General features: G+C 55.1%; 30 protein-coding genes. All 30 read left to right on the forward strand.

From position 1 onward, the window contains the following. Positions 1-2 precede the first annotated feature (2 nt). The 30 genes from rplA to rpmD all read left to right on the forward strand — a co-directional run bounded on the left by rplA (position 3) and on the right by rpmD (position 24,395). The gene (gene rplA, locus K7H09_RS16250) at positions 3-695 is read left to right on the forward strand and encodes a 50S ribosomal protein L1 (protein WP_088702068.1); all 693 of its coding nucleotides are present in this window, start codon (positions 3-5) and stop codon (positions 693-695) included. A 42-nt stretch (positions 696-737) separates the two neighbouring features. Further along, entirely contained in the window at positions 738-974 is a 237-nt protein-coding gene (locus K7H09_RS16255; RefSeq protein ID WP_230805194.1) for a hypothetical protein, read from the forward strand. A 43-nt stretch (positions 975-1,017) separates the two neighbouring features. Continuing rightward, on the forward strand, positions 1,018-1,518 hold the full coding sequence (gene rplJ / locus K7H09_RS16260; RefSeq protein ID WP_088702069.1) for a 50S ribosomal protein L10: 501 nt from the start codon (positions 1,018-1,020) through the stop codon (positions 1,516-1,518). Between the two features lie 112 nt (positions 1,519-1,630). Beyond that, positions 1,631-1,999: a 50S ribosomal protein L7/L12 gene (gene rplL, locus K7H09_RS16265; protein WP_088702070.1), complete on the forward strand. Its 369-nt coding sequence runs from the start codon at positions 1,631-1,633 to the stop codon at positions 1,997-1,999. Between the two features lie 345 nt (positions 2,000-2,344). Continuing rightward, positions 2,345-6,421 carry a DNA-directed RNA polymerase subunit beta gene (gene rpoB, locus K7H09_RS16270; RefSeq protein WP_230805195.1) on the forward strand — a complete coding sequence of 1,359 codons (4,077 nt, stop codon included), beginning with the start codon at positions 2,345-2,347 and terminating at the stop codon, positions 6,419-6,421. A 10-nt stretch (positions 6,422-6,431) separates the two neighbouring features. Continuing rightward, the gene (gene rpoC, locus K7H09_RS16275) at positions 6,432-10,646 is read left to right on the forward strand and encodes a DNA-directed RNA polymerase subunit beta' (protein WP_230805196.1); all 4,215 of its coding nucleotides are present in this window, start codon (positions 6,432-6,434) and stop codon (positions 10,644-10,646) included. Between the two features lie 214 nt (positions 10,647-10,860). After that, positions 10,861-11,235 (forward strand): 30S ribosomal protein S12, encoded by a 375-nt coding sequence (gene rpsL / locus K7H09_RS16280; RefSeq protein WP_008959173.1) that lies wholly within the window; start codon positions 10,861-10,863, stop codon positions 11,233-11,235. A gap of 187 nt (positions 11,236-11,422) precedes the next feature. Next, positions 11,423-11,893: a 30S ribosomal protein S7 gene (rpsG, locus tag K7H09_RS16285; RefSeq protein ID WP_009288145.1), complete on the forward strand. Its 471-nt coding sequence runs from the start codon at positions 11,423-11,425 to the stop codon at positions 11,891-11,893. A gap of 214 nt (positions 11,894-12,107) precedes the next feature. Continuing rightward, entirely contained in the window at positions 12,108-14,231 is a 2,124-nt protein-coding gene (fusA, locus tag K7H09_RS16290) for an elongation factor G (RefSeq protein WP_230805197.1), read from the forward strand. Positions 14,232-14,260: 29 nt separating this feature from the next. Continuing rightward, entirely contained in the window at positions 14,261-15,454 is a 1,194-nt protein-coding gene (tuf, locus tag K7H09_RS16295; protein WP_211594844.1) for an elongation factor Tu, read from the forward strand. A gap of 160 nt (positions 15,455-15,614) precedes the next feature. Next, on the forward strand, positions 15,615-15,926 hold the full coding sequence (gene rpsJ, locus K7H09_RS16300; RefSeq protein ID WP_007112007.1) for a 30S ribosomal protein S10: 312 nt from the start codon (positions 15,615-15,617) through the stop codon (positions 15,924-15,926). A 161-nt stretch (positions 15,927-16,087) separates the two neighbouring features. Beyond that, positions 16,088-16,726 carry a 50S ribosomal protein L3 gene (gene rplC, locus K7H09_RS16305; RefSeq protein WP_035582685.1) on the forward strand — a complete coding sequence of 213 codons (639 nt, stop codon included), beginning with the start codon at positions 16,088-16,090 and terminating at the stop codon, positions 16,724-16,726. Positions 16,727-16,741: 15 nt separating this feature from the next. Then, positions 16,742-17,347: a 50S ribosomal protein L4 gene (gene rplD, locus K7H09_RS16310; protein WP_007112005.1), complete on the forward strand. Its 606-nt coding sequence runs from the start codon at positions 16,742-16,744 to the stop codon at positions 17,345-17,347. Next, a complete protein-coding gene (gene rplW, locus K7H09_RS16315; protein WP_008959167.1) occupies positions 17,344-17,640 on the forward strand; it encodes a 50S ribosomal protein L23 in 297 nt (98 codons plus the stop codon). Before rplD ends, rplW begins: the two co-directional genes overlap by 4 nt. A gap of 17 nt (positions 17,641-17,657) precedes the next feature. Further along, the gene (gene rplB / locus K7H09_RS16320; protein WP_008959166.1) at positions 17,658-18,488 is read left to right on the forward strand and encodes a 50S ribosomal protein L2; all 831 of its coding nucleotides are present in this window, start codon (positions 17,658-17,660) and stop codon (positions 18,486-18,488) included. Positions 18,489-18,521: 33 nt separating this feature from the next. Then, positions 18,522-18,797 carry a 30S ribosomal protein S19 gene (rpsS, locus tag K7H09_RS16325; RefSeq protein ID WP_009098993.1) on the forward strand — a complete coding sequence of 92 codons (276 nt, stop codon included), beginning with the start codon at positions 18,522-18,524 and terminating at the stop codon, positions 18,795-18,797. 18 nt (positions 18,798-18,815) lie between these two features. Further along, positions 18,816-19,148, forward strand: a complete 333-nt coding sequence (rplV, locus tag K7H09_RS16330) for a 50S ribosomal protein L22 (RefSeq protein WP_007112002.1) — start codon at positions 18,816-18,818, stop codon at positions 19,146-19,148. A gap of 10 nt (positions 19,149-19,158) precedes the next feature. Continuing rightward, positions 19,159-19,863, forward strand: a complete 705-nt coding sequence (gene rpsC / locus K7H09_RS16335) for a 30S ribosomal protein S3 (protein WP_230805198.1) — start codon at positions 19,159-19,161, stop codon at positions 19,861-19,863. A 15-nt stretch (positions 19,864-19,878) separates the two neighbouring features. Then, positions 19,879-20,292: a 50S ribosomal protein L16 gene (gene rplP, locus K7H09_RS16340; protein ID WP_007112000.1), complete on the forward strand. Its 414-nt coding sequence runs from the start codon at positions 19,879-19,881 to the stop codon at positions 20,290-20,292. Further along, on the forward strand, positions 20,292-20,483 hold the full coding sequence (gene rpmC / locus K7H09_RS16345) for a 50S ribosomal protein L29 (protein ID WP_007111999.1): 192 nt from the start codon (positions 20,292-20,294) through the stop codon (positions 20,481-20,483). Before rplP ends, rpmC begins: the two co-directional genes overlap by 1 nt. Before the next feature lies 1 nt (position 20,484). Beyond that, entirely contained in the window at positions 20,485-20,745 is a 261-nt protein-coding gene (rpsQ, locus tag K7H09_RS16350) for a 30S ribosomal protein S17 (protein WP_007111998.1), read from the forward strand. A gap of 49 nt (positions 20,746-20,794) precedes the next feature. Then, complete coding sequence (rplN, locus tag K7H09_RS16355; RefSeq protein WP_008959163.1) at positions 20,795-21,166, forward strand: 50S ribosomal protein L14; 372 nt, start codon at positions 20,795-20,797, stop codon at positions 21,164-21,166. A 14-nt stretch (positions 21,167-21,180) separates the two neighbouring features. Continuing rightward, entirely contained in the window at positions 21,181-21,495 is a 315-nt protein-coding gene (gene rplX, locus K7H09_RS16360) for a 50S ribosomal protein L24 (protein ID WP_088702075.1), read from the forward strand. An 18-nt stretch (positions 21,496-21,513) separates the two neighbouring features. Further along, complete coding sequence (rplE, locus tag K7H09_RS16365; RefSeq protein WP_007111995.1) at positions 21,514-22,053, forward strand: 50S ribosomal protein L5; 540 nt, start codon at positions 21,514-21,516, stop codon at positions 22,051-22,053. 10 nt (positions 22,054-22,063) lie between these two features. Continuing rightward, positions 22,064-22,369 carry a 30S ribosomal protein S14 gene (gene rpsN, locus K7H09_RS16370; protein ID WP_113269837.1) on the forward strand — a complete coding sequence of 102 codons (306 nt, stop codon included), beginning with the start codon at positions 22,064-22,066 and terminating at the stop codon, positions 22,367-22,369. Between the two features lie 32 nt (positions 22,370-22,401). Beyond that, positions 22,402-22,794 carry a 30S ribosomal protein S8 gene (gene rpsH / locus K7H09_RS16375; RefSeq protein ID WP_007111993.1) on the forward strand — a complete coding sequence of 131 codons (393 nt, stop codon included), beginning with the start codon at positions 22,402-22,404 and terminating at the stop codon, positions 22,792-22,794. 9 nt (positions 22,795-22,803) lie between these two features. Then, positions 22,804-23,334, forward strand: a complete 531-nt coding sequence (gene rplF / locus K7H09_RS16380) for a 50S ribosomal protein L6 (protein WP_230805199.1) — start codon at positions 22,804-22,806, stop codon at positions 23,332-23,334. A 9-nt stretch (positions 23,335-23,343) separates the two neighbouring features. Then, positions 23,344-23,694: a 50S ribosomal protein L18 gene (gene rplR / locus K7H09_RS16385; RefSeq protein WP_008959159.1), complete on the forward strand. Its 351-nt coding sequence runs from the start codon at positions 23,344-23,346 to the stop codon at positions 23,692-23,694. A gap of 11 nt (positions 23,695-23,705) precedes the next feature. Further along, positions 23,706-24,206 carry a 30S ribosomal protein S5 gene (gene rpsE / locus K7H09_RS16390; RefSeq protein WP_007111990.1) on the forward strand — a complete coding sequence of 167 codons (501 nt, stop codon included), beginning with the start codon at positions 23,706-23,708 and terminating at the stop codon, positions 24,204-24,206. A 6-nt stretch (positions 24,207-24,212) separates the two neighbouring features. After that, positions 24,213-24,395 (forward strand): 50S ribosomal protein L30, encoded by a 183-nt coding sequence (rpmD, locus tag K7H09_RS16395; protein WP_226250595.1) that lies wholly within the window; start codon positions 24,213-24,215, stop codon positions 24,393-24,395.

A 24,395-nucleotide genomic window follows, 5' to 3' on the forward strand; every position in this document is an offset into this window, starting at 1 on the left:
TCATGGCTAAACTGTCTAAGCGTGCGAAAATTATTCGCGAAAAAGTAGACACTACCAAAGCCTACTCTATTGAAGAAGCGGTAGCACTGCTCGCTGAGCTGTCGACTGTTAAATTCAAAGAGTCCGTTGATGTCGCCATCAACCTGGGCGTTGATCCGCGTAAATCTGACCAGGTGGTGCGTGGCGCTACTGTTATGCCTAACGGTACCGGTAAAGATGTACGCGTTGCTGTCTTCACTCAGGGTGCTAATGCCGATGCCGCTAAAGAAGCTGGCGCCGACATCGTGGGTATGGACGACTTGGCTGAGCAAGTGAAAAAAGGCGTGATGGATTTTGACGTCGTTATTGCTTCGCCCGATGCTATGCGCGTTGTAGGTCAACTAGGTCAAATTCTAGGCCCCCGCGGCCTAATGCCTAACCCGAAAGTTGGCACCGTAACGCCTGACGTGGCGACGGCGGTTAAAAATGCCAAAGCGGGTCAGGTGCGTTTCCGTACTGACAAGAACGGCATCATCCACACTACCCTGGGTAAAGTGGATTTTGACGCCTCAGCGATTAACGGCAACCTGGAAGCACTGGTTGCTGACCTGAAGCGCCTCAAGCCGAGCTCGTCTAAAGGCATTTACTTCAAAAAAATGACCCTGTCTACTACCATGGGCCCGGGTTTGACAATCGATCACTCTGCTTTCGCGTAAGCGAGTCATCGTTGGTTTTTTTGTAGGAACCGAGCAAGAACTTTGCGGTCCCCCGTTTGGTGGCTATCACTGGCCGGGGCATCGTCAAAGACCGCAGGTGCCGCGCTTGATCAGTACTTTTTTCGTACTCACCAGCGCGGCTTAATTGCCTCAGAAGCGCCTGCGCAGATGGTGTGGCCGCCAGTTGGTTTAGCTTTAAACGGCTTTCTGGTGAGCACCATCCCCAAGGCTTCCCACTTTGCAGCGTTTTTTGCACAGCAGAGTGGGGAGAGATGGTAACCACCGGAACCTTCTTGGGTTCCGGCACGAAGGAGTGATCACTGTGCCACTAGCACTTGAAGGCAAGAAAGCGATTGTTGCCGAGGTCAGTGAAGCGGCCAAGGGCGCACTCTCCGTCGTAGTTGCTGATTCTCGCGGCGTTACGGTTGGTAAAATGACCGATCTGCGCAAGCAGGCGCGCGAGAATGGTGTAGAGCTACGTGTTGTACGTAACACGCTGGCTCGCCGCGCTCTCGAGGGCACTCAGTGGGAGTGCTTGAACGATAGCTTCGTTGGTCCTACGTTGTTGGCCTTCTCTACTGATCATCCGGGCGCTGCCGCTCGTCTGTTCAAAGAGTTTGCTAAAACGGACAAGAACTTCGAAGTAAAAGCGTTGGCCTACGAAGGTGAGCTGATTCCGGCTGCTGACATCGACCGTCTGGCAACCCTACCGACTCACGACGAAGCAATTGCCAAGTTGATGTCGGTAATGAAAGAAGCCTCCGCTGGCAAGCTGGTTCGTACTCTGGCCGCACTGCGCGACCAGAAGCAAGAAGCCGCCTAAGCAGGTTTTCTTGCAGGTGGCGTCAATGGTTTAACCAGTGCGCTGCCTGAACCGAGCAATGAATCCTGAGTCCTCGGCTGACCGAGACTCCCGCAAAGTTAGGAATGAAACAATGGCACTGTCTAAAGACGATATCATCAATGCTGTAGCCGACATGACCGTAATGGAAGTTGTCGAGCTGATCGAAGCAATGGAAGAGAAGTTCGGCGTTTCTGCCGCTGCTGCTGTAATGGCTGGTCCGGCTGCTGCTGGCGAAGCTGCTGAAGAGCAGACTGAGTTTGACGTTGTTCTGACGTCTGCTGGCGACAAGAAAGTTAACGTGATCAAAGCGGTTCGTGAGATCACCGGCCTTGGCTTGAAAGAAGCTAAAGGTGCTGTTGACGGCGCTCCGGCGACCATCAAAGAAGGCATGTCTAAAGACGACGCTGAAGCAGCTAAAGCCAAGCTGGAAGAAGCGGGCGCAACCGTCGAGCTCAAGTAATTCTTGTGCGGACGGCTTTACGCGCTGCGTAAGCTTCCACGGCTGGCGGCGGGATATCCCGCTGCCGGCCTTTTTCTGTTGTAGCTGGTGTCGAACACTCGGTGATATTGAACGACAGCAGTACTGCTCATTGAGAGTGGCCACGACAGAAACGTAAAAGCGTTATTGAAGATGGCGTTATTGAAGATAGTGTTATCGACTACAGTGTTATCGACGACTGAGTTATCGAACTAGATTTTCGACGGCGAGCTACCGATTTAGGAGCTTGCTGTCTGTGTCTGACGAAGCTCGAAGGGCAGATGACCACGCATCGGTCACCCATGGTGAACAAGCTGGGGAATACAGATGGCTTACTCATATACTGAGAAAAAACGCATCCGCAAGGATTTCGGCAAACTGCCCCAAGTGATGGATGTGCCTTACTTGCTGGCGATCCAGCTTGATTCCTATTACGACTTCCTCCAGCAAGATCGTTCGCCCGACGAGCGTCACGAGGTCGGTCTGCACGCGGCATTCAAGTCCGTGTTTCCGATTGAGAGCTTCTCCGGCAATGCAGCGCTTGAGTATGTCAGCTACCGCTTTGGTACGCCGGCGTTCGATGTTAAGGAGTGCCAGCTGCGCGGCGTGACTTACTCCGCCCCGCTGCGCGTCAAGGTTCGCTTGATCATCTATGATCGCGACTCCTCGAACAAAGCAATCAAAGATATCAAAGAGCAAGAAGTCTACATGGGGGAAATCCCCCTGATGACTGAGAACGGTACCTTTGTAATCAACGGTACTGAGCGGGTAATCGTGTCCCAGCTCCACCGCTCGCCCGGTGTGTTCTTCGATCACGATAAAGGCAAGAGCCACTCTTCCGGCAAGCTGCTCTACTCAGCTCGCGTAATTCCTTATCGTGGCTCCTGGTTAGACTTCGAGTTTGACCCCAAAGACAACGTCTTCGTACGTATTGACCGTCGCCGCAAACTTCCGGCCTCGGTATTGATGCGTGCGCTGGGTATGAACACCGAAGAGATCCTCGCCGAGTTCTTTGAAACCAGCGTCTTCCACATTGAGAAATCCGGTTTCTCTGTGGAGCTGGTACCGTCGCGCCTGCGCGGCGAAACGGCCACTTTCGACATCAAGGATGGCGAAGGCAATGTGATCGTTGAAGAGGGGCGTCGGATTACCCAGAAGCACATTCGTCAGCTTGAAAAAGCCGGCCTTGAGCGTCTGGATGTGCCGATGGAATACCTGTTCGGCAAAACCCTGGCCAAAGATCAGATTGATTCTAAGACCGGCGAGCTGATCTGCCCCTGCAATACCGAGATCACGCCTGAAGTGCTTGAGCGTATGGCTCAGGGTGGCATTACCCTGGTGGAAACGCTCTACACTAACGATCTTGACTGCGGTTCCTTTATTTCCGACACCTTGAAGCTGGACGCGACGAACTCCGCGCTTGAAGCCCTGGTGGAAATCTACCGCATGATGCGCCCCGGCGAGCCGCCCACCAAAGAGTCTGCCGAGACGCTGTTTAACAACCTGTTCTTCTCTGAGGATCGCTACGACCTCTCTGGCGTTGGCCGCATGAAGTTCAACCGTCGCCTGCGTCGTGATACCGACACGGGCTCCGGTGTGCTGGATCGCAAAGACATCCTCGACGTGCTGCGCGAACTGATCAATATTCGTAACGGCTTCGGTGACGTTGACGATATCGATCACCTGGGTAACCGCCGTATTCGCTGTGTTGGCGAGATGGCCGAGAACCAGTTCCGCGTTGGCCTGGTGCGTGTAGAACGTGCCGTCAAAGAGCGTCTCTCCATGGCCGAAAGTGAAGGTCTAATGCCCCAAGACTTGATCAACGCCAAGCCGGTTGCGGCGGCGGTGAAAGAGTTCTTCGGTTCCAGCCAGCTTTCGCAGTTTATGGATCAGAACAACCCGCTTTCGGAAGTTACCCACAAGCGTCGTGTGTCTGCACTCGGCCCCGGTGGTTTGACCCGTGAGCGCGCTGGCTTCGAAGTACGTGACGTTCACGCCACGCACTACGGGCGTCTATGCCCGATCGAAACGCCGGAAGGCCCGAACATCGGTCTGATCAACTCCCTGGCGACTTACAGCCACACTAACAGCTACGGCTTCCTTGAGACGCCGTACCGTAAAGTGGTTGACCGTCAGTTGACTGACGATATTGTGCATCTGTCAGCGATTGAAGAGGGCGACTACATTATCGCCCAGGCGTCAGCAGCGGTGGATGAGTCCAACAAGCTCAGTGATGACCTGGTTCAGGTACGTCACCGCGGTGAAACGACCTTCATGCGTCCTGAGCAGGTGACGCTGATGGATGTATCTCCACGTCAGGTTGTATCTGTTGCAGCGGCATTGATTCCGTTCCTGGAGCACGATGACGCCAACCGCGCCTTGATGGGTTCGAACATGCAGCGTCAGGCGGTACCGACCCTGCGTGCCGATAAGCCGCTGGTAGGTACCGGCATGGAGCGCTTTGTTGCCCGTGACTCCGGTGTCTGTGCGGTAGCCAATCGTGGCGGCGTGATTGATTCCGTTGATGCGCGTCGTGTTGTTGTGCGGGTTAATGAAGATGAAATTATCGGCGGTGAAGCCGGTGTTGATATCTACAACCTGACCAAGTACACCCGCTCGAACCAGAACACCTGTATGAACCAGCGCCCCATCGTGCGGCCTGGCGACAACGTGGCACGTGGCGATATTCTCGCTGACGGCCCGTCGGTGGATATGGGCGATCTGGCGCTAGGTCAGAACATGCGCATCGCGTTCATGCCCTGGAACGGTTACAACTTCGAGGACTCGATCCTGCTCTCCGAGCGTGTCGTTCAAGAAGATCGTTTCACCACCATCCACATTCAGGAACTAACCTGTGTGTCTCGCGACACCAAGTTGGGCTCAGAAGAGATTACCTCTGATATCCCTAATGTGGGCGAGTCCGCGCTCTCCAAATTGGATGAAGCGGGCGTTGTTTACATCGGTGCTGAAGTTGGCCCCGGGGATATTCTGGTCGGTAAGGTAACACCGAAGGGTGAAACCCAGCTGACGCCCGAAGAGAAGCTGCTACGTGCCATCTTCGGCGAGAAAGCGTCTGATGTTAAAGACACCTCGCTGCGTGCCCCCACCGGCATGAAAGGCACGGTCATCGACGTTCAGGTGTTTACCCGTGACGGCGTTGAGAAGGATTCACGCGCCCTGTCAATCGAGCGCACCCAGCTTGACGAGGTACGTAAGGATCTTCAGGAGACCTATCGTATCGCTGAAGATGCCACCTTCGAGCGTCTAAAGCGCACCCTTGAAGGCCAGGCCGTTAACGGCGGCCCGAACCTCAAGAAAGGTGATGTGCTCGACGAGGCGTACCTGGATGAGTTGCCGCGTCAGCAGTGGTTCAAACTGCGCCTGCAGGATGAGTCCTACAACGAGCTGCTGGCTCAGGCCGACGAACAGCTGGAAACCCGTCGCAAAGAGATGGACGAGCGCTTTGAAGATAAGAAGCGCAAGCTGACCCAGGGCGATGATCTCGCACCGGGCGTGCTAAAAATCGTCAAAGTCTACATGGCGGTTAAGCGTCGCATCCAGCCGGGCGACAAGATGGCTGGTCGTCACGGTAACAAAGGTGTTATCTCAGCGATTATGCCTATCGAAGACATGCCGTTTGACGAGAAAGGCGAGCCGGTTGACGTGGTGCTTAACCCGCTGGGCGTACCGTCGCGTATGAACGTCGGTCAGATCCTTGAGACTCACTTGGGTATGGCGGCACGTGGCTTGGGCGTCAAGATCGAAGCGATGCTGCGCGATGCACGCGGCCAGCAAGTGGCCGAGATTCGTGACTTCCTGGGGCAGATCTACAATACGCAAGGTACGCGTGTTGAAGACCTTGACTCCCTGAGCGACGACGAAATCATCGCCCTGGCGAAGAACCTAAAAGGCGGTGTGCCGATGGCAACACCGGTGTTTGACGGTGCCAAAGAGCACGAAATCAAGCACCTGTTGAAGCTGGCGGACATTCCAGAATCGGGTCAGATGGCCCTGTTCGATGGCCGTACCGGTGACGCTTTTGACCGTCCGGTCACCGTTGGCTACATGTACATGCTGAAGCTTAACCACTTGGTAGACGACAAGATGCATGCGCGTTCTACCGGTTCTTACTCGCTGGTTACCCAGCAGCCCTTGGGTGGTAAGGCGCAATTCGGTGGTCAGCGCTTCGGTGAGATGGAAGTGTGGGCGTTGGAAGCTTACGGCGCCGCATACACGCTACAAGAGATGCTCACCGTCAAGTCGGACGACGTCGAAGGCCGCACCAAGATGTATAAAAACATCGTGGATGGCGACCACACCATGCAGGCAGGCATGCCGGAATCCTTCAACGTACTCGTGAAGGAAATCCGCTCGCTGGGCATCGATATCGAGTTAGAGAGCTAGGAGCCGTCCCATGAAAGATTTGGTGAAAGTACTCAAATCGCAGTCTCAGTCCGAAGAGTTTGACGCGATCAAGATTACCCTGGCGTCGCCGGACATGATTCGCTCCTGGTCGTTTGGCGAGGTGAAGAAGCCTGAGACCATCAACTACCGTACCTTTAAACCGGAGCGGGACGGCCTGTTCTGCGCCAAGATCTTTGGCCCGGTTAAAGACTACGAGTGCCTGTGCGGCAAGTATAAGCGCATGAAGCACCGCGGTATCATCTGCGAAAAGTGTGGCGTTGAAGTGACCAAAGCCGCCGTGCGCCGTGAGCGCATGGGGCACATTGAGCTCGCTTCACCGGTAGCGCACATCTGGTTCTTGAAGTCACTGCCGTCGCGTATCGGCATGTTCCTCGATATGACCCTGCGTGATATCGAGCGCGTGCTCTATTTCGAAAGCTTTGTCGTTATCGATCCAGGCATGACCACGCTGGAGCGTGGTCAGCTGATGAACGATGAGCAGTACTTTGAAGCACTGGAAGAGTTCGGTGATGACTTCGATGCCCGCATGGGTGCCGAAGCCGTTCAAGAGCTGCTCAAAGATATCGATCTGGAAGAAGAGATTAACCACCTGCGCGAAGAGATTCCGCAGACTAACTCCGAAACCAAGATCAAGAAGCTCTCCAAGCGCTTGAAGCTGCTTGAAGCCTTTTACCACTCCGGTAACGCACCGGCGTGGATGGTCATGGAAGTGCTGCCTGTGCTGCCGCCGGATCTGCGTCCGCTGGTACCGCTGGACGGTGGCCGCTTCGCGACCTCGGATCTTAACGACCTTTACCGTCGTGTGATCAACCGTAACAACCGCCTGAAGCGTCTGCTCGATCTCAATGCGCCGGATATTATCGTGCGCAACGAGAAGCGTATGCTTCAGGAAGCCGTCGATGCGCTACTCGACAATGGTCGTCGTGGCCGGGCGATCACGGGCTCTAACAAGCGCCCGCTGAAATCGCTCGCCGACATGATCAAAGGTAAGCAGGGTCGTTTCCGTCAAAACCTGCTAGGTAAGCGCGTTGACTACTCTGGCCGTTCGGTGATTACCGTGGGCCCGACCCTGCGCCTGCACCAGTGCGGTCTGCCCAAGAAAATGGCCCTTGAGCTGTTCAAGCCGTTTATCTACTCCAAGCTGCAGTCGCTGGGCTACGCCTCAACGATCAAAGCCGCCAAGAAGATGGTCGAGCGCGAGCTGCCGGAAGTGTGGGACATCCTTGCCGATGTTATCCGCGAGCACCCGGTACTGCTTAACCGCGCACCCACACTTCACCGTTTGGGCATCCAGGCGTTTGAGCCGCTGTTGATCGAAGGTAAAGCCATTCAACTGCACCCGCTGGTATGTGCCGCCTATAACGCCGACTTTGACGGTGACCAGATGGCGGTACACGTACCGCTGACCCTGGAAGCGCAGCTTGAAGCGCGTGCGCTGATGATGGCCACCAACAACGTGCTGTCGCCCGCTAACGGCGAGCCGATCATCGTGCCGTCGCAAGACGTTGTTCTGGGTCTGTACTACATGACCCGCGAGAAGATCAACGCCAAAGGCGAGGGCATGGTGTTCTCTGATCTCAACGAGGTTGAGCGTGCGTTTGGAACCCAGTCAGTATCGCTACACGCACGGGTTAAAGTGCGTCTAGACGAGATCGATATTGAAGAAGAGAGTGGCGAGCGCAGCTTCCACCGCCGTATTTACGATACCACCGTCGGCCGTGCGCTGCTGTTCCGCATTCTGCCCGAAGGCGTGCCCTTCGAGCTGATCGATCAGCCGATGAAGAAGAAGGCGATCTCCAGCCTGATCAACGAAGTGTACCGTCGCGCTGGCCTTAAGCCGACCGTCATCTTCGCTGACCAACTGATGTATACCGGTTTCCGTCTGGCGACCTGGTCCGGCGCCTCAATCGGTGTTAACGACTTCGTTATCCCCGAAGCAAAAACCGAGATCGTTGACGCGGCAGAAGCGGAAGTTAAAGAGATCGAAGACCAGTTCTCCTCTGGCCTGGTAACAGCAGGTGAGAAGTACAACAAGGTTATCGATATCTGGTCCAAGGCCAATGATAAAGTCGCCAAAGCGATGATGGTCGGTATCTCTAAAGAGACTGTCGTCGATCGTGATGGTAACGAAGTTGAGCAGGACTCGTTCAACAGCGTCTTCATCATGGCCGACTCCGGTGCCCGTGGTAGTGCCGCCCAGATCCGCCAGTTGGCGGGTATGCGTGGTCTGATGGCCAAGCCGGATGGCTCGATCATCGAAACGCCAATCGTCGCCAACTTCCGTGAAGGCCTGAACGTACTGCAGTACTTCATCTCGACCCACGGTGCACGTAAAGGTCTTGCGGATACGGCGTTGAAAACCGCCAACTCCGGTTACCTGACTCGTCGTCTGGTAGACGTGGCGCAAGATCTGGTGATCACGGAAGTCGACTGTGGTACCGAAAATGGCTTGACCCTGCATCCGATCATCGAAGGCGGCGATATTATCGTGCCGCTTTCCCAGCGTGTGCTTGGTCGCGTCGTGGCCCAGGATGTTGTCGATCCAGGCAGCGAGGAAGTCTTGATTCCGCGCAATACGCTGCTCGACGAGAAGTGGTGTGCTGAGCTCGATACCATGGGCGTGGATGAGATTATTGTGCGCTCGACCATTACCTGTGATACCCCGCACGGCGTGTGTTCGTCCTGTTATGGTCGTGACCTTGCTCGTGGCCACCAGGTCAACATCGGTGAGTCCGTCGGTGTTATCGCCGCGCAGTCCATTGGTGAGCCGGGTACCCAGTTGACCATGCGTACCTTCCACATCGGTGGTGCGGCATCGCGCTCCTCTGCGGTCGATAGCGTACAGGTTAAGCACGGCGGTAAAGTTCGCCTGCACAACATTAAGCACGTTGAGCGTGCCGACGGGAAGCTGGTAGTGGTGTCCCGCTCTAGCGCCCTGGCCGTTGCTGACGACCATGGTCGTGAGCGTGAGTACTATAAGCTCCCTTACGGTGCTGAGCTTTCTGTACGCGACGGCGACGTGGTCGACGCTGGTGCGACGGTCGCCAAATGGGATCCGCACACTCACCCGATCGTTGCCGAAGTAGAAGGTAAGGCGCAGTTCATCGATCTCGACGAGGGTGTCACCATGCACCGCAGCGTCGATGAGATGACCGGCCTCTCCTCTATCGAGGTGATCGAGTCTGCAGCACGTCCCATGGCCGGTCGCGACAAGCGCCCGATGGTCATGCTGCAAGACAGCTCGGGCGAGTACGTCTCTGTATCGGGCTCCAACACCCCGGTTCAGTACCTGCTTCCGGGCAACTCGATTATTTCGGTCGACGATGGTGTCACTATTGGTGTGGGTGAAGTGGTTGCCCGTATCCCGGTAGAAGCGTCGGCGAACAAAGATATCACCGGTGGTCTGCCGCGGGTTGCTGACTTGTTCGAAGCACGTAAGCCGAAAGAGTCCTCGATCCTGGCCGAGATCAGCGGTGTGGTCAGCTTCGGTAAAGAGACCAAAGGTAAGCGTCGTTTGACGATTACCCCGGAGTCTGGCGATCCGTTTGAGGCGCTGATTCCGAAGTGGCGTCAAATCGCCGTCTTCGAAGGCGAAACTGTCGAGAAGGGCGAAGTGATTTCCGATGGCCCGAGTAATCCTCACGATATCCTGCGCCTGCTGGGTGTTGAGGAACTTGCCAAGTACATCACTGCCGAAGTGCAAGACGTTTACCGTCTGCAGGGTGTAGGAATCAATGACAAGCATATCGAAGTGATTGTGCGTCAGATGCTGCGCAAGGTAGAGATCACCGATTCGGGCGACTCTGACTTCATTACTGGTGATCAGGCAGAACTGGTTCGCGTACTGGAGCAGAACGAGCGGCTTGAAAAAGAGAAGAAATTCCCGGCCAAGTATCAGCGTATGCTGCTGGGTATCACCAAGGCCAGTCTGGCCACCGAGTCGTTCATTTCCGCGGCCTCCTTCCAGGAGACAACCCGCGTACTGACCGAAGCAGCGGTGACAGGCAAACGCGATTACTTGCGCGGCCTGAAAGAGAATGTGGTGGTTGGTCGTCTGATACCGGCGGGTACGGGCTTGACTCACCACGCAGAGCGTCGTCGCAAGCGCGAAGACGTAGAGCAACTGTTCAATCCTTCGGCTACCGAAGTCGAACAGGAGCTGGGTGCTCAGTTGACCGCTCTCGACTCTGACGATGAGCTGTAGGTCTGGCACCCAACGCAGTAGGTAGCATGAGTAAGTAAAATGAGTAGCTGACCTGAAAAAGCGTCACCTTGCCGGTAAAACCGCCGGCAAGGCTTGACGAAACCTAGGGTCAGCCTTTAGAATGCGCAGCCTTTAACAGTGGGGTGGGTGCGCCCGCATCCACTGCATGTATTTGTTAAAAGGCCAAGGCAACCATTGGAGTCAGCTAAACACCATGGCAACGATTAATCAGCTAGTGCGCAAGCCGCGCAAGCGCCCCGTCACCAAAAGTGACGTGCCAGCGCTGCAGGCCTGTCCGCAAAAACGCGGCGTATGTACGCGCGTTTACACCACCACCCCGAAGAAGCCTAACTCGGCCCTGCGTAAGGTCTGCCGTGTGCGCCTGACCAACGGCTTTGAAGTCTCTTCGTACATCGGTGGTGAAGGTCACAACCTTCAAGAACACTCTGTCGTTTTGATTCGCGGCGGTCGTGTAAAGGATTTGCCAGGTGTGCGTTATCACACCGTACGTGGCGCCCTTGACACCTCCGGCGTTCAGAATCGTCGTCAGGGTCGTTCTAAATACGGTACTAAGCGTCCTAAGTCCTAAGTTTTAAGTCCTGGGGCTAGGTCGGCTGTACAGCGTCGCCCATCGATCGGGCATGCTGAGTAACGATTTTTACGAATTTGACGGTCTGATAAGAGTAAGGTCGGGCAGCGCTTGTGGAGTTTGAGAAGCGTACACAGGTTGCAGGAGTTCCGGGTTTACCTGAAAGATCCTTAATTGAGGGCTTATCATGCCTAGAAGAAGAGTAGTAGCTAAACGCGAGATTCTGCCGGATCCTAAGTTCGGAAGTGAGCGTCTGGCGAAGTTCATGAACCACCTGATGGTCAGCGGCAAGAAGTCCATAGCTGAGCGTATCGTCTACGGTGCGTTGGACAAGGTTGCCGAGCGTAGTAAAGAAGATCCGCTGGAGATCTTCGACAAGGCGCTGGAAGCGATCCAGCCAATGGTCGAAGTGAAGTCGCGCCGTGTAGGTGGTGCGACCTATCAGGTGCCGGTTGAAGTACGTCCGTCTCGTCGTCAAGCGCTGGCAATGCGCTGGCTGGTAGACGCGGCGCGTCGTCGCGGTGAGAAAACCATGGTGCAGCGTCTGGCGGGTGAAATGCTGGATGCCGCTGAAGGTAAAGGTTCTGCCGTTAAGAAGCGCGAAGACGTGCATCGTATGGCAGAAGCCAACAAGGCCTTCTCGCACTACCGTTTCTAAGATCGGCGTTCCTGAGTACGGCGTTTTTAAGTACGGCTTTATGGTTTTTATATGCGCGTTGTTCAGCATGGCGAAGTGTTTGCTGAGTCGCGTCGTTACAACAGATTAGTTGTAATACCTAACCGCTACCCTTGTGGGGTGGCGGCGGTCGCATAAGCCTCGCTTGCATACGCCGCTAAATTAACGAGCATCGCCAACAAACGGGAGTTTCACCGTGGCACGCAAGACTCCACTAAATCGCTACCGTAATATCGGTATCGTCGCTCACGTTGACGCGGGTAAAACCACGACGACCGAGCGTGTACTGTTCTACACCGGCTTGAATCACAAGCTTGGTGAAACGCATGAAGGTGCTTCAACAACTGACTGGATGGAGCAGGAGCAGGAGCGTGGTATTACTATTACCTCCGCTGCTGTTACTACCTTCTGGAAAGGGATGAGTCACCAGTTTGACGAGCATCGTATTAATATTATTGATACGCCTGGGCACGTTGACTTCACGATTGAAGTTGAGCGTTCTCTGCGCGTACTTGATGGCGCAGTCGTTGTTCTGTGCGGTTCTTCCGGCGTTCAGCCACAGACCGAAACAGTGTGGCGCCAGGCCAATAAGTACGAAGTGCCACGTATGGTTTTTGTCAATAAGATGGACCGTACCGGTGCTGACTTCTTCATGGTTGTTGATCAGCTAAAAGAACGCTTGGGTGCCAACGCAGTGCCGATCCAGATCAACTGGGGCACTGAAGAAGACTTTAAGGGCGTTATCGACCTGATCGAGATGAAAGCTATCTTGTGGGACGAAGAAAGCCTGGGCATGAACTTTGATCTCGTGGATATTCCTGCTGAGCTACAAGAAACAGCAGAAAAGTACCGCGAAGAGATGGTCGAAGCCGCTGCCGAAGGCTCTGACGAGCTGATGGAGAAGTACCTCGAAGGCGGTGAGCTCTCGATTGAAGAGATCAAAGCTGGCTTGCGCGCGCGCACCCTGGCTAACGATATCGTTCTGGTGACCTGTGGTTCTGCCTTTAAGAACAAAGGCGTTCAGGCAGTGTTGGATGGCGTTATCGAATACATGCCTTCGCCGACGGAAGTTAAAGCGATTGAAGGTGAGCTCGACGATAAAGACGGTACCGTCGATACCCGTGAAGCTGACGACAGCGCACCCTTTGCGGCCTTGGCGTTTAAAATCGCCACTGACCCCTTCGTTGGTACATTGACCTTTATCCGCGTCTACTCGGGCGTTCTAAAATCTGGTGACGGTGTGTACAACTCCGTTAAGCAGAAGAAAGAGCGTGTTGGTCGTATCGTTCAGATGCACGCCAACTCCCGTGAAGAGATCAAAGAAGTACTGGCGGGCGACATCGCCGCTTGTATCGGTCTGAAAGACGTGACTACCGGTGATACCCTGTGCGACATCGATAACAAGATTGTTCTCGAGCGTATGGAGTTCCCGGATCCGGTTATCTCGGTTGCCGTAGAGCCTAAATCTAAGGCTGACCAAGAGAAAATGGGTGTTGCCCTGGGCAAGCTTGCTCAAGAAGACCCCTCTTTCCAGGTCAAAACCGACGAAGAAACCGGCCAGACGATTATTTCTGGTATGGGTGAGCTTCACCTGGATATCCTCGTTGACCGTATGCGTCGCGAGTTTAAGGTTGAAGCCAATATCGGTAAGCCGCAGGTTGCCTACCGTGAAACCATTCGCGGCAGCATTGAGCAAGAAGGCAAGTTCGTACGTCAGTCCGGTGGCCGTGGTCAGTATGGTCACGTTTGGCTGCGTATCGAGCCGCTGACAGCAGAAGAGAAGGGTGAAGGCGAAGAAGAACTGTTCTTCAAGTTCAACTCAGAAATCGTGGGTGGCACGGTTCCCAAGGAATACGTACCTGCGGTTGAAAAGGGTGCTTTTGAGCAGCTCAAAAACGGTGTCATCGCGGGTTACCCGATGATCGACGTTAAAGTAACGCTGTTTGATGGCTCCTTCCATGACGTGGACTCTAACGAGACTGCGTTTAAGATTGCTTCTTCTATGGCAGTAAAAGAAGGTGCCAGGAAGGCCAAGGCCGTGCTGCTGGAGCCGGTGATGAAGGTCGAAATCGTGACCCCCGAAGAGTTTATGGGTGACGTCATGGGTGACCTGAGCCGTCGTCGCGGCCTGGTGCAGGGTATGGATGACTCCTCTTCTGGTAAAGTCATCCGTGCGACGGTGCCATTGGGTGAGATGTTCGGTTATGCAACCGATCTGCGCTCACAAACCCAGGGCCGTGCGAGCTACTCTATGGAGTTCTCGAAGTACGACGAGGCGCCCTCCAGCGTCGTTGAAGCCGTCATCAATCAAAACGGTTAACCGTTAGCTAACGTAAAGAGGTTATAGCAGTGGCTAAGGAAAAATTTGAACGTTCCAAACCGCACGTCAACGTCGGCACCATTGGTCACGTCGACCACGGTAAAACGACCCTGACTGCGGCCCTGACCCGCGTGTCTGCTGAGGTTTTCGGCGGCGACTGGCGTGAGTTTGATACCATCGATAACGCTCCTGAAGAGCGTGAGCGCGGTATCACCATCGCTACTTCCCACGTGGAGTATCAGTCTGAAGAGCGTCACTACGCTCACGTTGACTGCCCGGGGCACGCTGACTACGTCAAGAACATGATCACCGGTGCTGCGCAGATGGACGGCGCAATCCTGGTGTGTTCTGCCGCTGACGGCCCGATGCCGCAAACGCGCGAGCACATCTTGCTGTCTCGTCAGGTTGGCGTACCGTACATCGTTGTGTTCCTGAACAAAGCGGACATGGTCGATGACGAAGAGCTGCTCGAGCTGGTTGAGATGGAAGTTCGTGAGCTTCTCGACCAGTACGACTTCCCGGGTGACGACACGCCGATCATCACTGGTTCAGCGCTGATGGCTCTGAACGGTGAAGATGATAAAGGCATGGGAACCACCGCCGTTGCCAATCTGATCAAAGCGCTGGATGAGTACATCCCTGAGCCTGAGCGTGCTATTGACCAGCCGTTCCTGATGCCGATCGAGGACGTATTCTCTATCTCTGGCCGCGGTACTGTTGTTACCGGTCGTGTAGAGCGCGGTATCGTTAAAGCGGGCGAAGAAGTGGAAATCGTGGGTATCCGCGACACCACCAAGACGACCGTAACTGGCGTTGAAATGTTCCGTAAACTGCTTGACGAAGGTCGTGCAGGCGAGAACGTTGGTGCCCTGCTGCGTGGTACTAAGCGTGATGACGTTGAGCGTGGTCAGGTTCTGGCGAAAACCGGTACCATTACTCCGCACACCGTTTTCGAATCAGAAGTCTACATCCTGTCCAAAGAAGAGGGTGGTCGTCACACGCCTTTCTTCAAGGGCTACCGTCCGCAGTTCTACTTCCGTACCACTGACGTAACCGGTACCTGTGAGCTGCCGGAAGGCGTTGAAATGGTCATGCCGGGTGACAACGTACAAATGGTTGTTACCTTGATCGCTCCGATCGCAATGGACGAAGGTTTGCGCTTCGCCATTCGTGAAGGCGGCCGTACTGTTGGTGCTGGCGTTGTAGCCAAGATCATCAAGTAAGGTGCATGCTTGAATGAAGAAGGGGGGCTCTGATGAGCCCCCTTTTCTGCGCACCAACAGCAAATGTTTGACATGGGCTTTTGGCGTGCCTATAATGCGCATCCTTTGAATGCGTGGGTAGACGGCTCGCGCCGTCGACATCCATTGGAGTTTAGGGCAAATGCAGAACCAAAAGATTCGCATTCGGTTGAAAGCTTTCGACCATCGCCTGATCGATCAGTCTACAGCGGAGATTGTTGAAACCGCTAAGCGTACTGGTGCTCAGGTTCGTGGTCCGATTCCGCTGCCGACCAATCGCGAGCGTTACACCATTCTGATCTCGCCGCACGTCAACAAAGATGCGCGTGACCAGTATGAGATTCGTACGCACAAGCGTGTGCTCGACATCGTTGAGCCGACCGAAAAAACTGTTGATGCTTTGATGAAGCTTGATCTCGCCGCAGGCGTAGACGTGCAAATCAAACTCAACTAATTACACTAGTCACTTTGCGGCCCAGCGTTCATCGCTCTTCGTAAAGAGTTAGCATGAGCAGCAGCCGCCGCGCCGTGAGGCGCCATACAATGTGCTAGTGGAATGCTCTGGAAAGGGCAGCCATAGCGGGTGATAGCCCCGTACACTATAGGAGACTGAGTATGACTATCGGTTTAGTCGGTAAAAAGGCCGGGATGACCCGTGTCTTTACCGAAGACGGCGCGTCTGTGCCCGTAACCGTTATTGAAGTTGATCCTAATCGTGTTACACGCGTTAAATCTGTCGAGTCTGACGGTTACGCAGCGATTCAGGTCACATCTGGCTCTCGCAAAGCTAAGCACCTCACCAAAGCGCAGGCTGGTCAGTTTGCCAAGGCGGGTGTTGAAGCTGGTCGTGCACTGATGGAGTTTCGTCTTGCAGAAGGCGAAGAGATTCCTGAAGTGGGCGGCGAAATCACCGTATCCCTCTTCGAAGCTGGTCAAATGGTTGACGTGACTGGCACCTCTAAGGGTAAAGGCTTCCAGGGTGCTGTTAAGCGCTGGAACTTCCGTACCCAAGATATGACTCACGGTAACTCTCTGTCGCATCGCGCGCCGGGTTCTATCGGCATGTGTCAAACACCGGGTCGCGTTTTCAAAGGCAAAAAGATGGCCGGTCAAATGGGTAACGCCCGTTGCACCGTGCAGAGCCTTGAGATCGTCCGTGTCGACGCCGAGCGTAACCTGCTGCTGATTAAAGGCGCCGTACCGGGTGCTCCCGGTAGTGACGTTATCGTTCGCAGCGCCGTGAAAGCAGGCTGAAGGGGATAATTACCAATGAATCTGAATCTTGCTGCAGGCGCGGGTACCGTTGAAGTAGCCGACGCCACTTTTGGCAAAGAATTCAACGAAGCGCTCGTTCACCAGGTTGTCACTGCCTATTTGGCGGCTGGTCGTCAGGGAACCCGCGCACAAAAGAGTCGTTCCGACGTTCGTGGTGGTGGTAAAAAGCCATGGCGTCAGAAAGGCACCGGTCGTGCACGTGCCGGTACCATCCGCTCTCCGCTATGGCGTAGCGGCGGCGTAACCTTCGCGGCGCGTCCGCAAGACTACACCCAGAAGGTTAACCGCAAGATGTACCGTGCAGCGATGCGCTCCATCTTGTCAGAGCTGGTACGTCAAGAGCGTTTGGTCGCGATTGAAGAGTTCGTCGTCGATGCGCCTAAGACCAAGCAGGTAGCTGCCAAGCTAAAAGAGCTCAACCTTGAGAAAGTGTTGATCGTCACTGAAGAAGTTGACGAAAAGCTCTATTTGGCCGCACGCAACCTTCCCCACGTTGACGTGGTGGATGTCGCGGCAGCTGACCCGGTAAGTCTGGTCGCCTTTGATAAGGTGCTGATTACCGTCTCCGCCCTGCGTAAATTCGAGGAGAAGCTGGCATGAACCAGGAACGCGTATTTAAGGTTCTGCTTGGGCCGCACGTGACCGAAAAGGCCGCAATGGCAGCCGAGCGCAACCAGTACGTTTTCAAGGTGGCATCTGATGCTACCAAGCCCGAGATCAAGAAAGCCGTTGAAGCACTTTTCGGCAAGAAGGTCGGCAGTGTTCAGGTACTGAACATGAAGGGTAAAACGAAGCGTACTGCGAACGGCGTTGGCCTGCGTAAGGGTTACCGCAAAGCGTATGTGACCCTGGCTGCGGGTGAAACGCTCGAAGACTTCTCTGGCGCCGAATAAGGGCAGGAGTACGGATAATGGCAATCGTCAAGACCAAACCCACTTCCGCCGGTCGTCGCCACGTCGTCAAGATCGTTGGTGAGGAACTGTTTAAAGGCCGTGCCTATGCACCGCTGTTAGAAAAACAGTCCAAGTCCGGCGGCCGTAACAACTACGGTCGTATCACCACCCGCCACGTGGGCGGTGGTCATCGTCACCACTATCGGTTGATCGATTTCAAACGCACCAAGGATGGCATTCCTGCCACAGTTGAGCGTCTTGAGCACGATCCCAACCGCAGTGCGCACATTGCGCTGCTGAAGTATGCCGATGGTGAGCGTCGTTACATCATTGCACCGAAAGGTGTCAGCGCGGGTGACGTGCTGGAATCTGGTGTAAACGCGTCAATCAAGAAAGGCAATGCCTTGCCGCTGCGTAACGTCCCGTTGGGTTCTACGGTGCACTGCATCGAACTCAAGCCGGGTAAAGGTGCGCAGATTGCTCGCAGTGCCGGTACAAGCGCCCAGTTGGTTGCTCGTGAAGGTAACTATGCCACCCTGCGTCTTCGCTCTGGCGAAATGCGTAAAGTGTTGGCCGAGTGCCGCGCGACCTTGGGTGAAGTGAGCAACTCTGAGCACAGCCTGCGTCAACTTGGCAAGGCCGGTGCGAAGCGCTGGAGAGGTGTGCGTCCGACTGTTCGCGGTGTCGCGATGAACCCAGTCGATCACCCGCACGGTGGTGGCGAAGGCCGCACCAGTGGTGGTCGTCACCCGGTATCCCCATGGGGTGTGCCGACTAAGGGTCATAAGACGCGTAAGAACAAGCGCACCGACAAGCTGATCATTCGTCGTCGTAATAAGACGCGTTGATCTAAATTGCCAAGACATTAAGAGGTAACGGCTGTGCCACGTTCACTAAAGAAAGGTCCCTTCATTGACCTTCATCTTTTGAAGAAGGTAGAGGCTGCAGTGGAGAAGAACGATCGCAAACCGATCAAGACTTGGTCGCGTCGTTCTATGATCCTGCCCAATATGGTAGGCCTCACTATCGCGGTCCATAACGGTCGCCAACACGTCCCGGTGCACGTATCCGAGGAAATGGTTGGCCACAAATTGGGCGAATTCGCTGCTACTCGCACTTATCGCGGGCATGCGGCGGATAAGAAAGCCAAACGGTAAGCCAGAGAGGATTGAGAGATGGAAGTCACAGCTAAGCTGCTTGGCGCTCGTTTATCCGCCCAGAAGGCCCGTTTGGTGGCTGACCAGGTGCGCGGTAAACCTGTCGCCGAGGCACTCGACCTGCTGACCTTCTCACCGAAGAAGGCTGCCAAGCTGGTTAAGAAGGTGCTGCAATCCGCGATTGCAAACGCGGAAGAAAATAACGGCATGGATATTGACGAGCTGCGTGTCTCGACCATCTGCGTCGATGAGGGCATGACGCTCAAGCGTATCAAGCCGCGTGCCAAGGGGCGTGCGGATCGTATCTTGAAGCGCACGTGCCACATCACCGTCAAGGTAGCCGAGAAGTAGGAGTCGACCGATGGGTCAGAAAGTCAATCCAACAGGCATTCGACTGGGCATCGTCAAAGACCATGCTTCTGTCTGGTATGCTGAGCGCGGCGCTTACGCCGATAAGCTCAATAACGATCTCGAAGTGCGTAGCTTCCTGGAAGAGCGGCTTAAAAGCGCTTCCGTAAGCCGCATCCACATCGAGCGTCCGGCAAACAATGCCCGCATCACCATTCACACTGCCCGTCCGGGTATCGTGATCGGTAAGAAAGGTGAAGATGTCGACCGTCTGCGTCGCGATCTCACCCAGATGATGGGTGTTCCCGTGCATGTGAACATCGAAGAAGTTCGCAAGCCGGAGCTGGATGCCAAGCTAGTCGCTGCTAACGTAGCGGGTCAGCTTGAGCGTCGCGTCATGTTCCGTCGTGCGATGAAGCGCGCGGTACAGAACGCAATGCGTCTTGGCGCTGGTGGCATCAAGATTCAGCTGTCAGGTCGTCTTGGTGGCGCTGAAATCGCACGTACCGAATGGTACCGCGAGGGTCGCGTTCCGCTGCACACACTGCGTGCGGATATCGACTACGCCACTTACGAAGCTCACACCACCTATGGCGTTATCGGCGTCAAAGTGTGGATCTTCAAGGGTGAAATCCTCGGCGGTATCGAGGAAGTACGTGCCAAGGCTAAGCAGCAGCAGCCTACCGGCAACGCGCCCAAGAAGAAAGGTTCCAGGTAAGGGGAGAGCGAGTCGATGTTACAGCCCAAGCGTATGAAATTCCGCAAGATGATGAAAGGCCGCAACCGTGGCCTGGCGCATCGCGGAAGCAAGATCAGCTTCGGGGAATACGGCCTTAAAGCTACTGGTCGCGGCCGCATCACTGCGCGTCAGATCGAAGCAGGCCGTCGTGCGATCACACGTCACGTAAAACGTGGCGGTAAAATCTGGATCCGCGTCTTCCCTGATAAGCCGATCTCCAAGAAGCCGCTCGAAGTTCGTATGGGTAAAGGTAAAGGTTCTGTTGAGTACTGGGTTGCCCAGATCCAACCGGGTCGGGTCCTGTATGAAATTGAAGGCGTGTCGGAAGAGCTCGCACGTGAAGCGTTTGAGCTTGCCGCACAGAAAATGCCCTTATCCACCACCTTTGCGAAACGGACGGTGATGTGATGAAAGCCCAGGAAATTCGTGAAAAGTCCGCAGGAGAGCTCCAGGAGCAACTCCTCGAACTCCTCCGCGAGCAGTTTAACCTGCGCATGCAGAAGGCCACTGGCCAACTGAGCCAGACTCATCTGCTCAAGCAGGTCCGCCGGGATATCGCCCGCGTTAAGACTTTGCTCAACGAGAAGGCAGGTGATTGAGATGGCCGAAGAAAACACAAAGCGTACGCTCACCGGTAAAGTGGTGAGCGATAAGATGGACAAGTCCATCGTCGTCATGATCGAGCGGCGCGAGCGTCACCCGATCTACGGAAAATACGTTAAGCGCTCCACCAAGCTGCACGCCCATGATGAGGCGAACCAGGCTAAGGCTGGCGATACGGTCTCTATTCAAGAGTGCCGTCCGCTTTCCAAGAAAAAAGCTTGGACGCTGGTCGAGGTGGTTGAACACGCCAAGGGTTAATCCCTGGGCTTGTCAATCAGTGCAGTCAGATTAGGTTTGGAGAAAACCGATGATTCAGACTCAGACAATGCTGGATGTCGCCGACAACAGCGGAGCGCGCCGGGTGCAGTGCATCAAGGTGTTAGGCGGTTCACATCGTCGTTACGCTCGCGTTGGTGATATCATCAAGGTCACGGTTAAGGAAGCGATTCCGCGTGGCAAGGTCAAAAAAGGCCAGGTGCTAAAAGCGGTCGTGGTCCGGACCCGTAGTGGCGTCCGTCGTCCCGACGGTTCGCTCATCCGTTTCGATGGAAATGCGGCAGTTTTGTTGAATAACACCAACGAACAGCCCATCGGTACCCGTATTTTTGGGCCGGTGACTCGTGAACTTCGTAATGAAAAGTTCATGAAGATCATTTCCTTAGCGCCTGAAGTGCTGTAAGGAGCGAGGCGGATATGCAAAAGATCAAACGTGACGATGAAGTCATCGTCATCGCCGGGAAGGATAAAGGCAAGCGTGGCACCGTTAAGCGGGTATTAGATAACCGCTTTTTGGTGTCCGGTGTGAACATGATTAAACGTCACACCAAGCCAAATCCCATGGCGGGTAATCAGGGCGGTATCGTCGAGCGTGAGGCTCCGATTCACGCGTCCAACGTAGCCATCTTCAATTCGGAGACCGGTAAGGCGGATCGCGTCGGCTTCCAAGTGAAGGAAGACGGTACCAAGGTACGTATCTACAAGTCGACGCAGACGCAGATCGACGCCTAACGCGAGTCGGGTAGCAAAATGGCGAACTTGAAAGAACGTTATCAAAACGAGGTAGCAGCTCAACTCAAAGAAGAGTTCAGCTATGCCAACGTTATGCAGGTACCCCGGATCACGAAAGTGACTCTGAATATGGGTATCGGCGAAGCAGTCAACGATAAAAAGTTGATTGACAATGCCATCGGCGACCTAGAGAAACTCTCTGGTCAAAAACCGTTGGTGACCAAGGCACGTAAGTCCATCGCGGGCTTCAAGGTGCGCGAAGGTTGGCCAATCGGCATCAAGGTAACACTGCGCGCTGAGCGTATGTGGGACTTCTTGGACCGTTTGGTTTACATCGCGATTCCCCGCGTGCGTGACTTCCGTGGTCTCAACCCGAAGTCTTTCGACGGTCGTGGTAATTACTCCATGGGTGTGCGTGAGCAGATCATCTTCCCGGAGATCGAGTATGATAAAATCGATCGCATCCGGGGGTTGGACGTCACTATCACAACGACCGCCAAAACCGACGAGGAAGGTCGTGCGCTGCTAACCGCGCTGAACTTCCCGTTCAAGAAATAGGGGCGAGATCATGGCTAAAAAAAGTATGGTAGAGCGTGAGCTTAAGCGTACTCAGCTGGTCGCGAAGTATGCGGCCAAGCGCGCTGAACTCAAGAAGATCATCTCAGACGTGAACACGTCTGAGGAAGACCGCTTCGAGGCGACGCTGAAGCTGCAGCAACTGCCGCGCGACTCAAGCCCGGTGCGTCAGCGTAACCGCTGCCGTATTACCGGTCGTCCGCACGGTTTTTACAACAAGTTCGGCCTTGGCCGTAACAAGCTGCGTGAAGCCGCCATGCGTGGCGACGTTCCTGGGTTGAAAAAATCCAGTTGGTAACGCCACGTAGAATTATCAGGAGCGCACATTAAATGAGCATGCAAGACACTCTGGCGGATATGTTTACCCGTATCCGCAATGCGCAGATGGCCACCAAGGAGACGGCAACTATGCCGTCCTCCAAGTTGAAAGTGCAAGTGGCCCGAGTGCTAAAGGAAGAAGGCTACATTGCCGACTTTGCGGTAGCGGAGGGCGCTAAGCCCGAGCTAACCGTAACTCTCAAGTACTTTGAGGGTAAGCCGGTCATTGAGCACATTCAGCGGGTTTCCAAGCCGTCCCTGCGTCGCTACATGGGTAAGGACAACTTGCCCAAGGTTGCCGATGGCCTGGGTATCGCGATTGTCACCACATCCAATGGTGTCATGACCGATCGTGCCGCGCGCCAAGCGGGTGTCGGTGGCGAAGTCATCTGCACCGTATTCTAGGAGGCTGGAATGTCCCGCATAGCGAAATATCCGGTTAAAGTGCCTGCCGGCGTTGAGATTAAAATCAATGCTGACCAGCTGACCGCCAAAGGCGGCCAGGGCACGCTATCTATGCCCATCCACTCTGATGTAGTGGTCGGTCAAGAAGATGGCCAGCTGACCTTCGCCCCGAGTGAGTCTGCCAAGAGCTGGGCCATGGCCGGTACTACCCGCGCCTTAGTTCAGAACCTGGTAACGGGCGTATCCGAGGGTTTTACACGGACTCTCGAAATTGTTGGCGTCGGTTATCGTGCCCAAGCTAAGGGCCAGACGCTCAATCTTTCACTGGGCTTCTCGCACCCGGTCGACTACGAACTGCCTGAAGGTGTGTCAGCGGAAACGCCGAAGAACACCGTTATCGTGCTGAAAAGCGCCGATAAGCAGCAGCTCGGCCAGTGCGCCGCGGAAATCCGCGCCTTCCGTCCCCCCGAGCCGTATAAAGGCAAGGGTGTTCGGTACGCCGACGAGCAGGTGCGTCGCAAAGAAGCCAAGAAGAAGTAAGGCAGGGTTATGAACGCGAAGAAAGAATCTCGTCTCCGTCGTGCCCGCCGCGCTCGCGCAAAGATTCGCGAGCTGGGCGTGTATCGCCTGTGCGTCAACCGTACCCCGCGTCACATCTATGCGCAGATTATCTCGCCGGATGGTGGCAAAGTGCTAGCCAGTGCTTCTACGCTGGACAAAGCACTGCGCGAGGGTGCGACCGGCAACTCAGATGCGGCCTCTAAAGTAGGTGCTCTGATTGCTGAACGCGCTAAAGAAGCAGGCATCACCCAGGTGGCCTTCGACCGTGCTGGCTTTAAGTATCACGGCCGCGTCAAGGCGCTGGCCGACGCCGCACGTGAAGGCGGCCTGGAATTCTAAAGGGTTTTACGATGGCGAAGAACGAACAGCAAAGCGGTGATCTGCAAGAGAAGTTAGTGCAGGTCAACCGCGTCGCCAAGGTGGTCAAGGGTGGTCGTATTTTCGGCTTCACCGCGCTGACCGTCGTTGGTGATGGTAAAGGTCGTGTCGGTTTCGGTCGTGGCAAGGCGCGTGAAGTGCCTGTCGCAATCCAGAAAGCGATGGATCAAGCTCGTCGCAACATGGTCAAGGTGAACCTTGCTGGCCATACGCTGCAGTACCCGGTCAAAGCCCGTCACGGTGCTTCCAAGGTGTACATGCAGCCGGCTTCAGAAGGTACCGGTATTATCGCCGGTGGCGCCATGCGCTCTGTACTAGAGCTTGCCGGTGTCCACGACGTACTGGCCAAGTGCTACGGTTCCACCAACCCGGTTAACGTGGTTCGAGCGACTGTTAAAGGTCTCTCCTCCATGCAAGCACCGGAAGACGTGGCCGCCAAGCGCGGTCTGTCTGTCGAAGCGATCACGGGGTAAGGCACCATGGCAGCAACGATCAAGGTTACCCAGATCCGCAGCACCATCGGCATCATGCCCAAGCACAAGGCTACTATCAAAGGCTTGGGTCTGCGTCGCATCGGTCATACGGTTGAACTGGAAGACACCCCTGCCGTACGCGGCATGATCCACAAGGTGAACTACCTTGTGCGCGTTGAGGGAGAGTAA

This window comes from Halomonas sp. IOP_14 (assembly GCF_021021315.1).
GTDB lineage: Bacteria > Pseudomonadota > Gammaproteobacteria > Pseudomonadales > Halomonadaceae > Vreelandella > Vreelandella titanicae.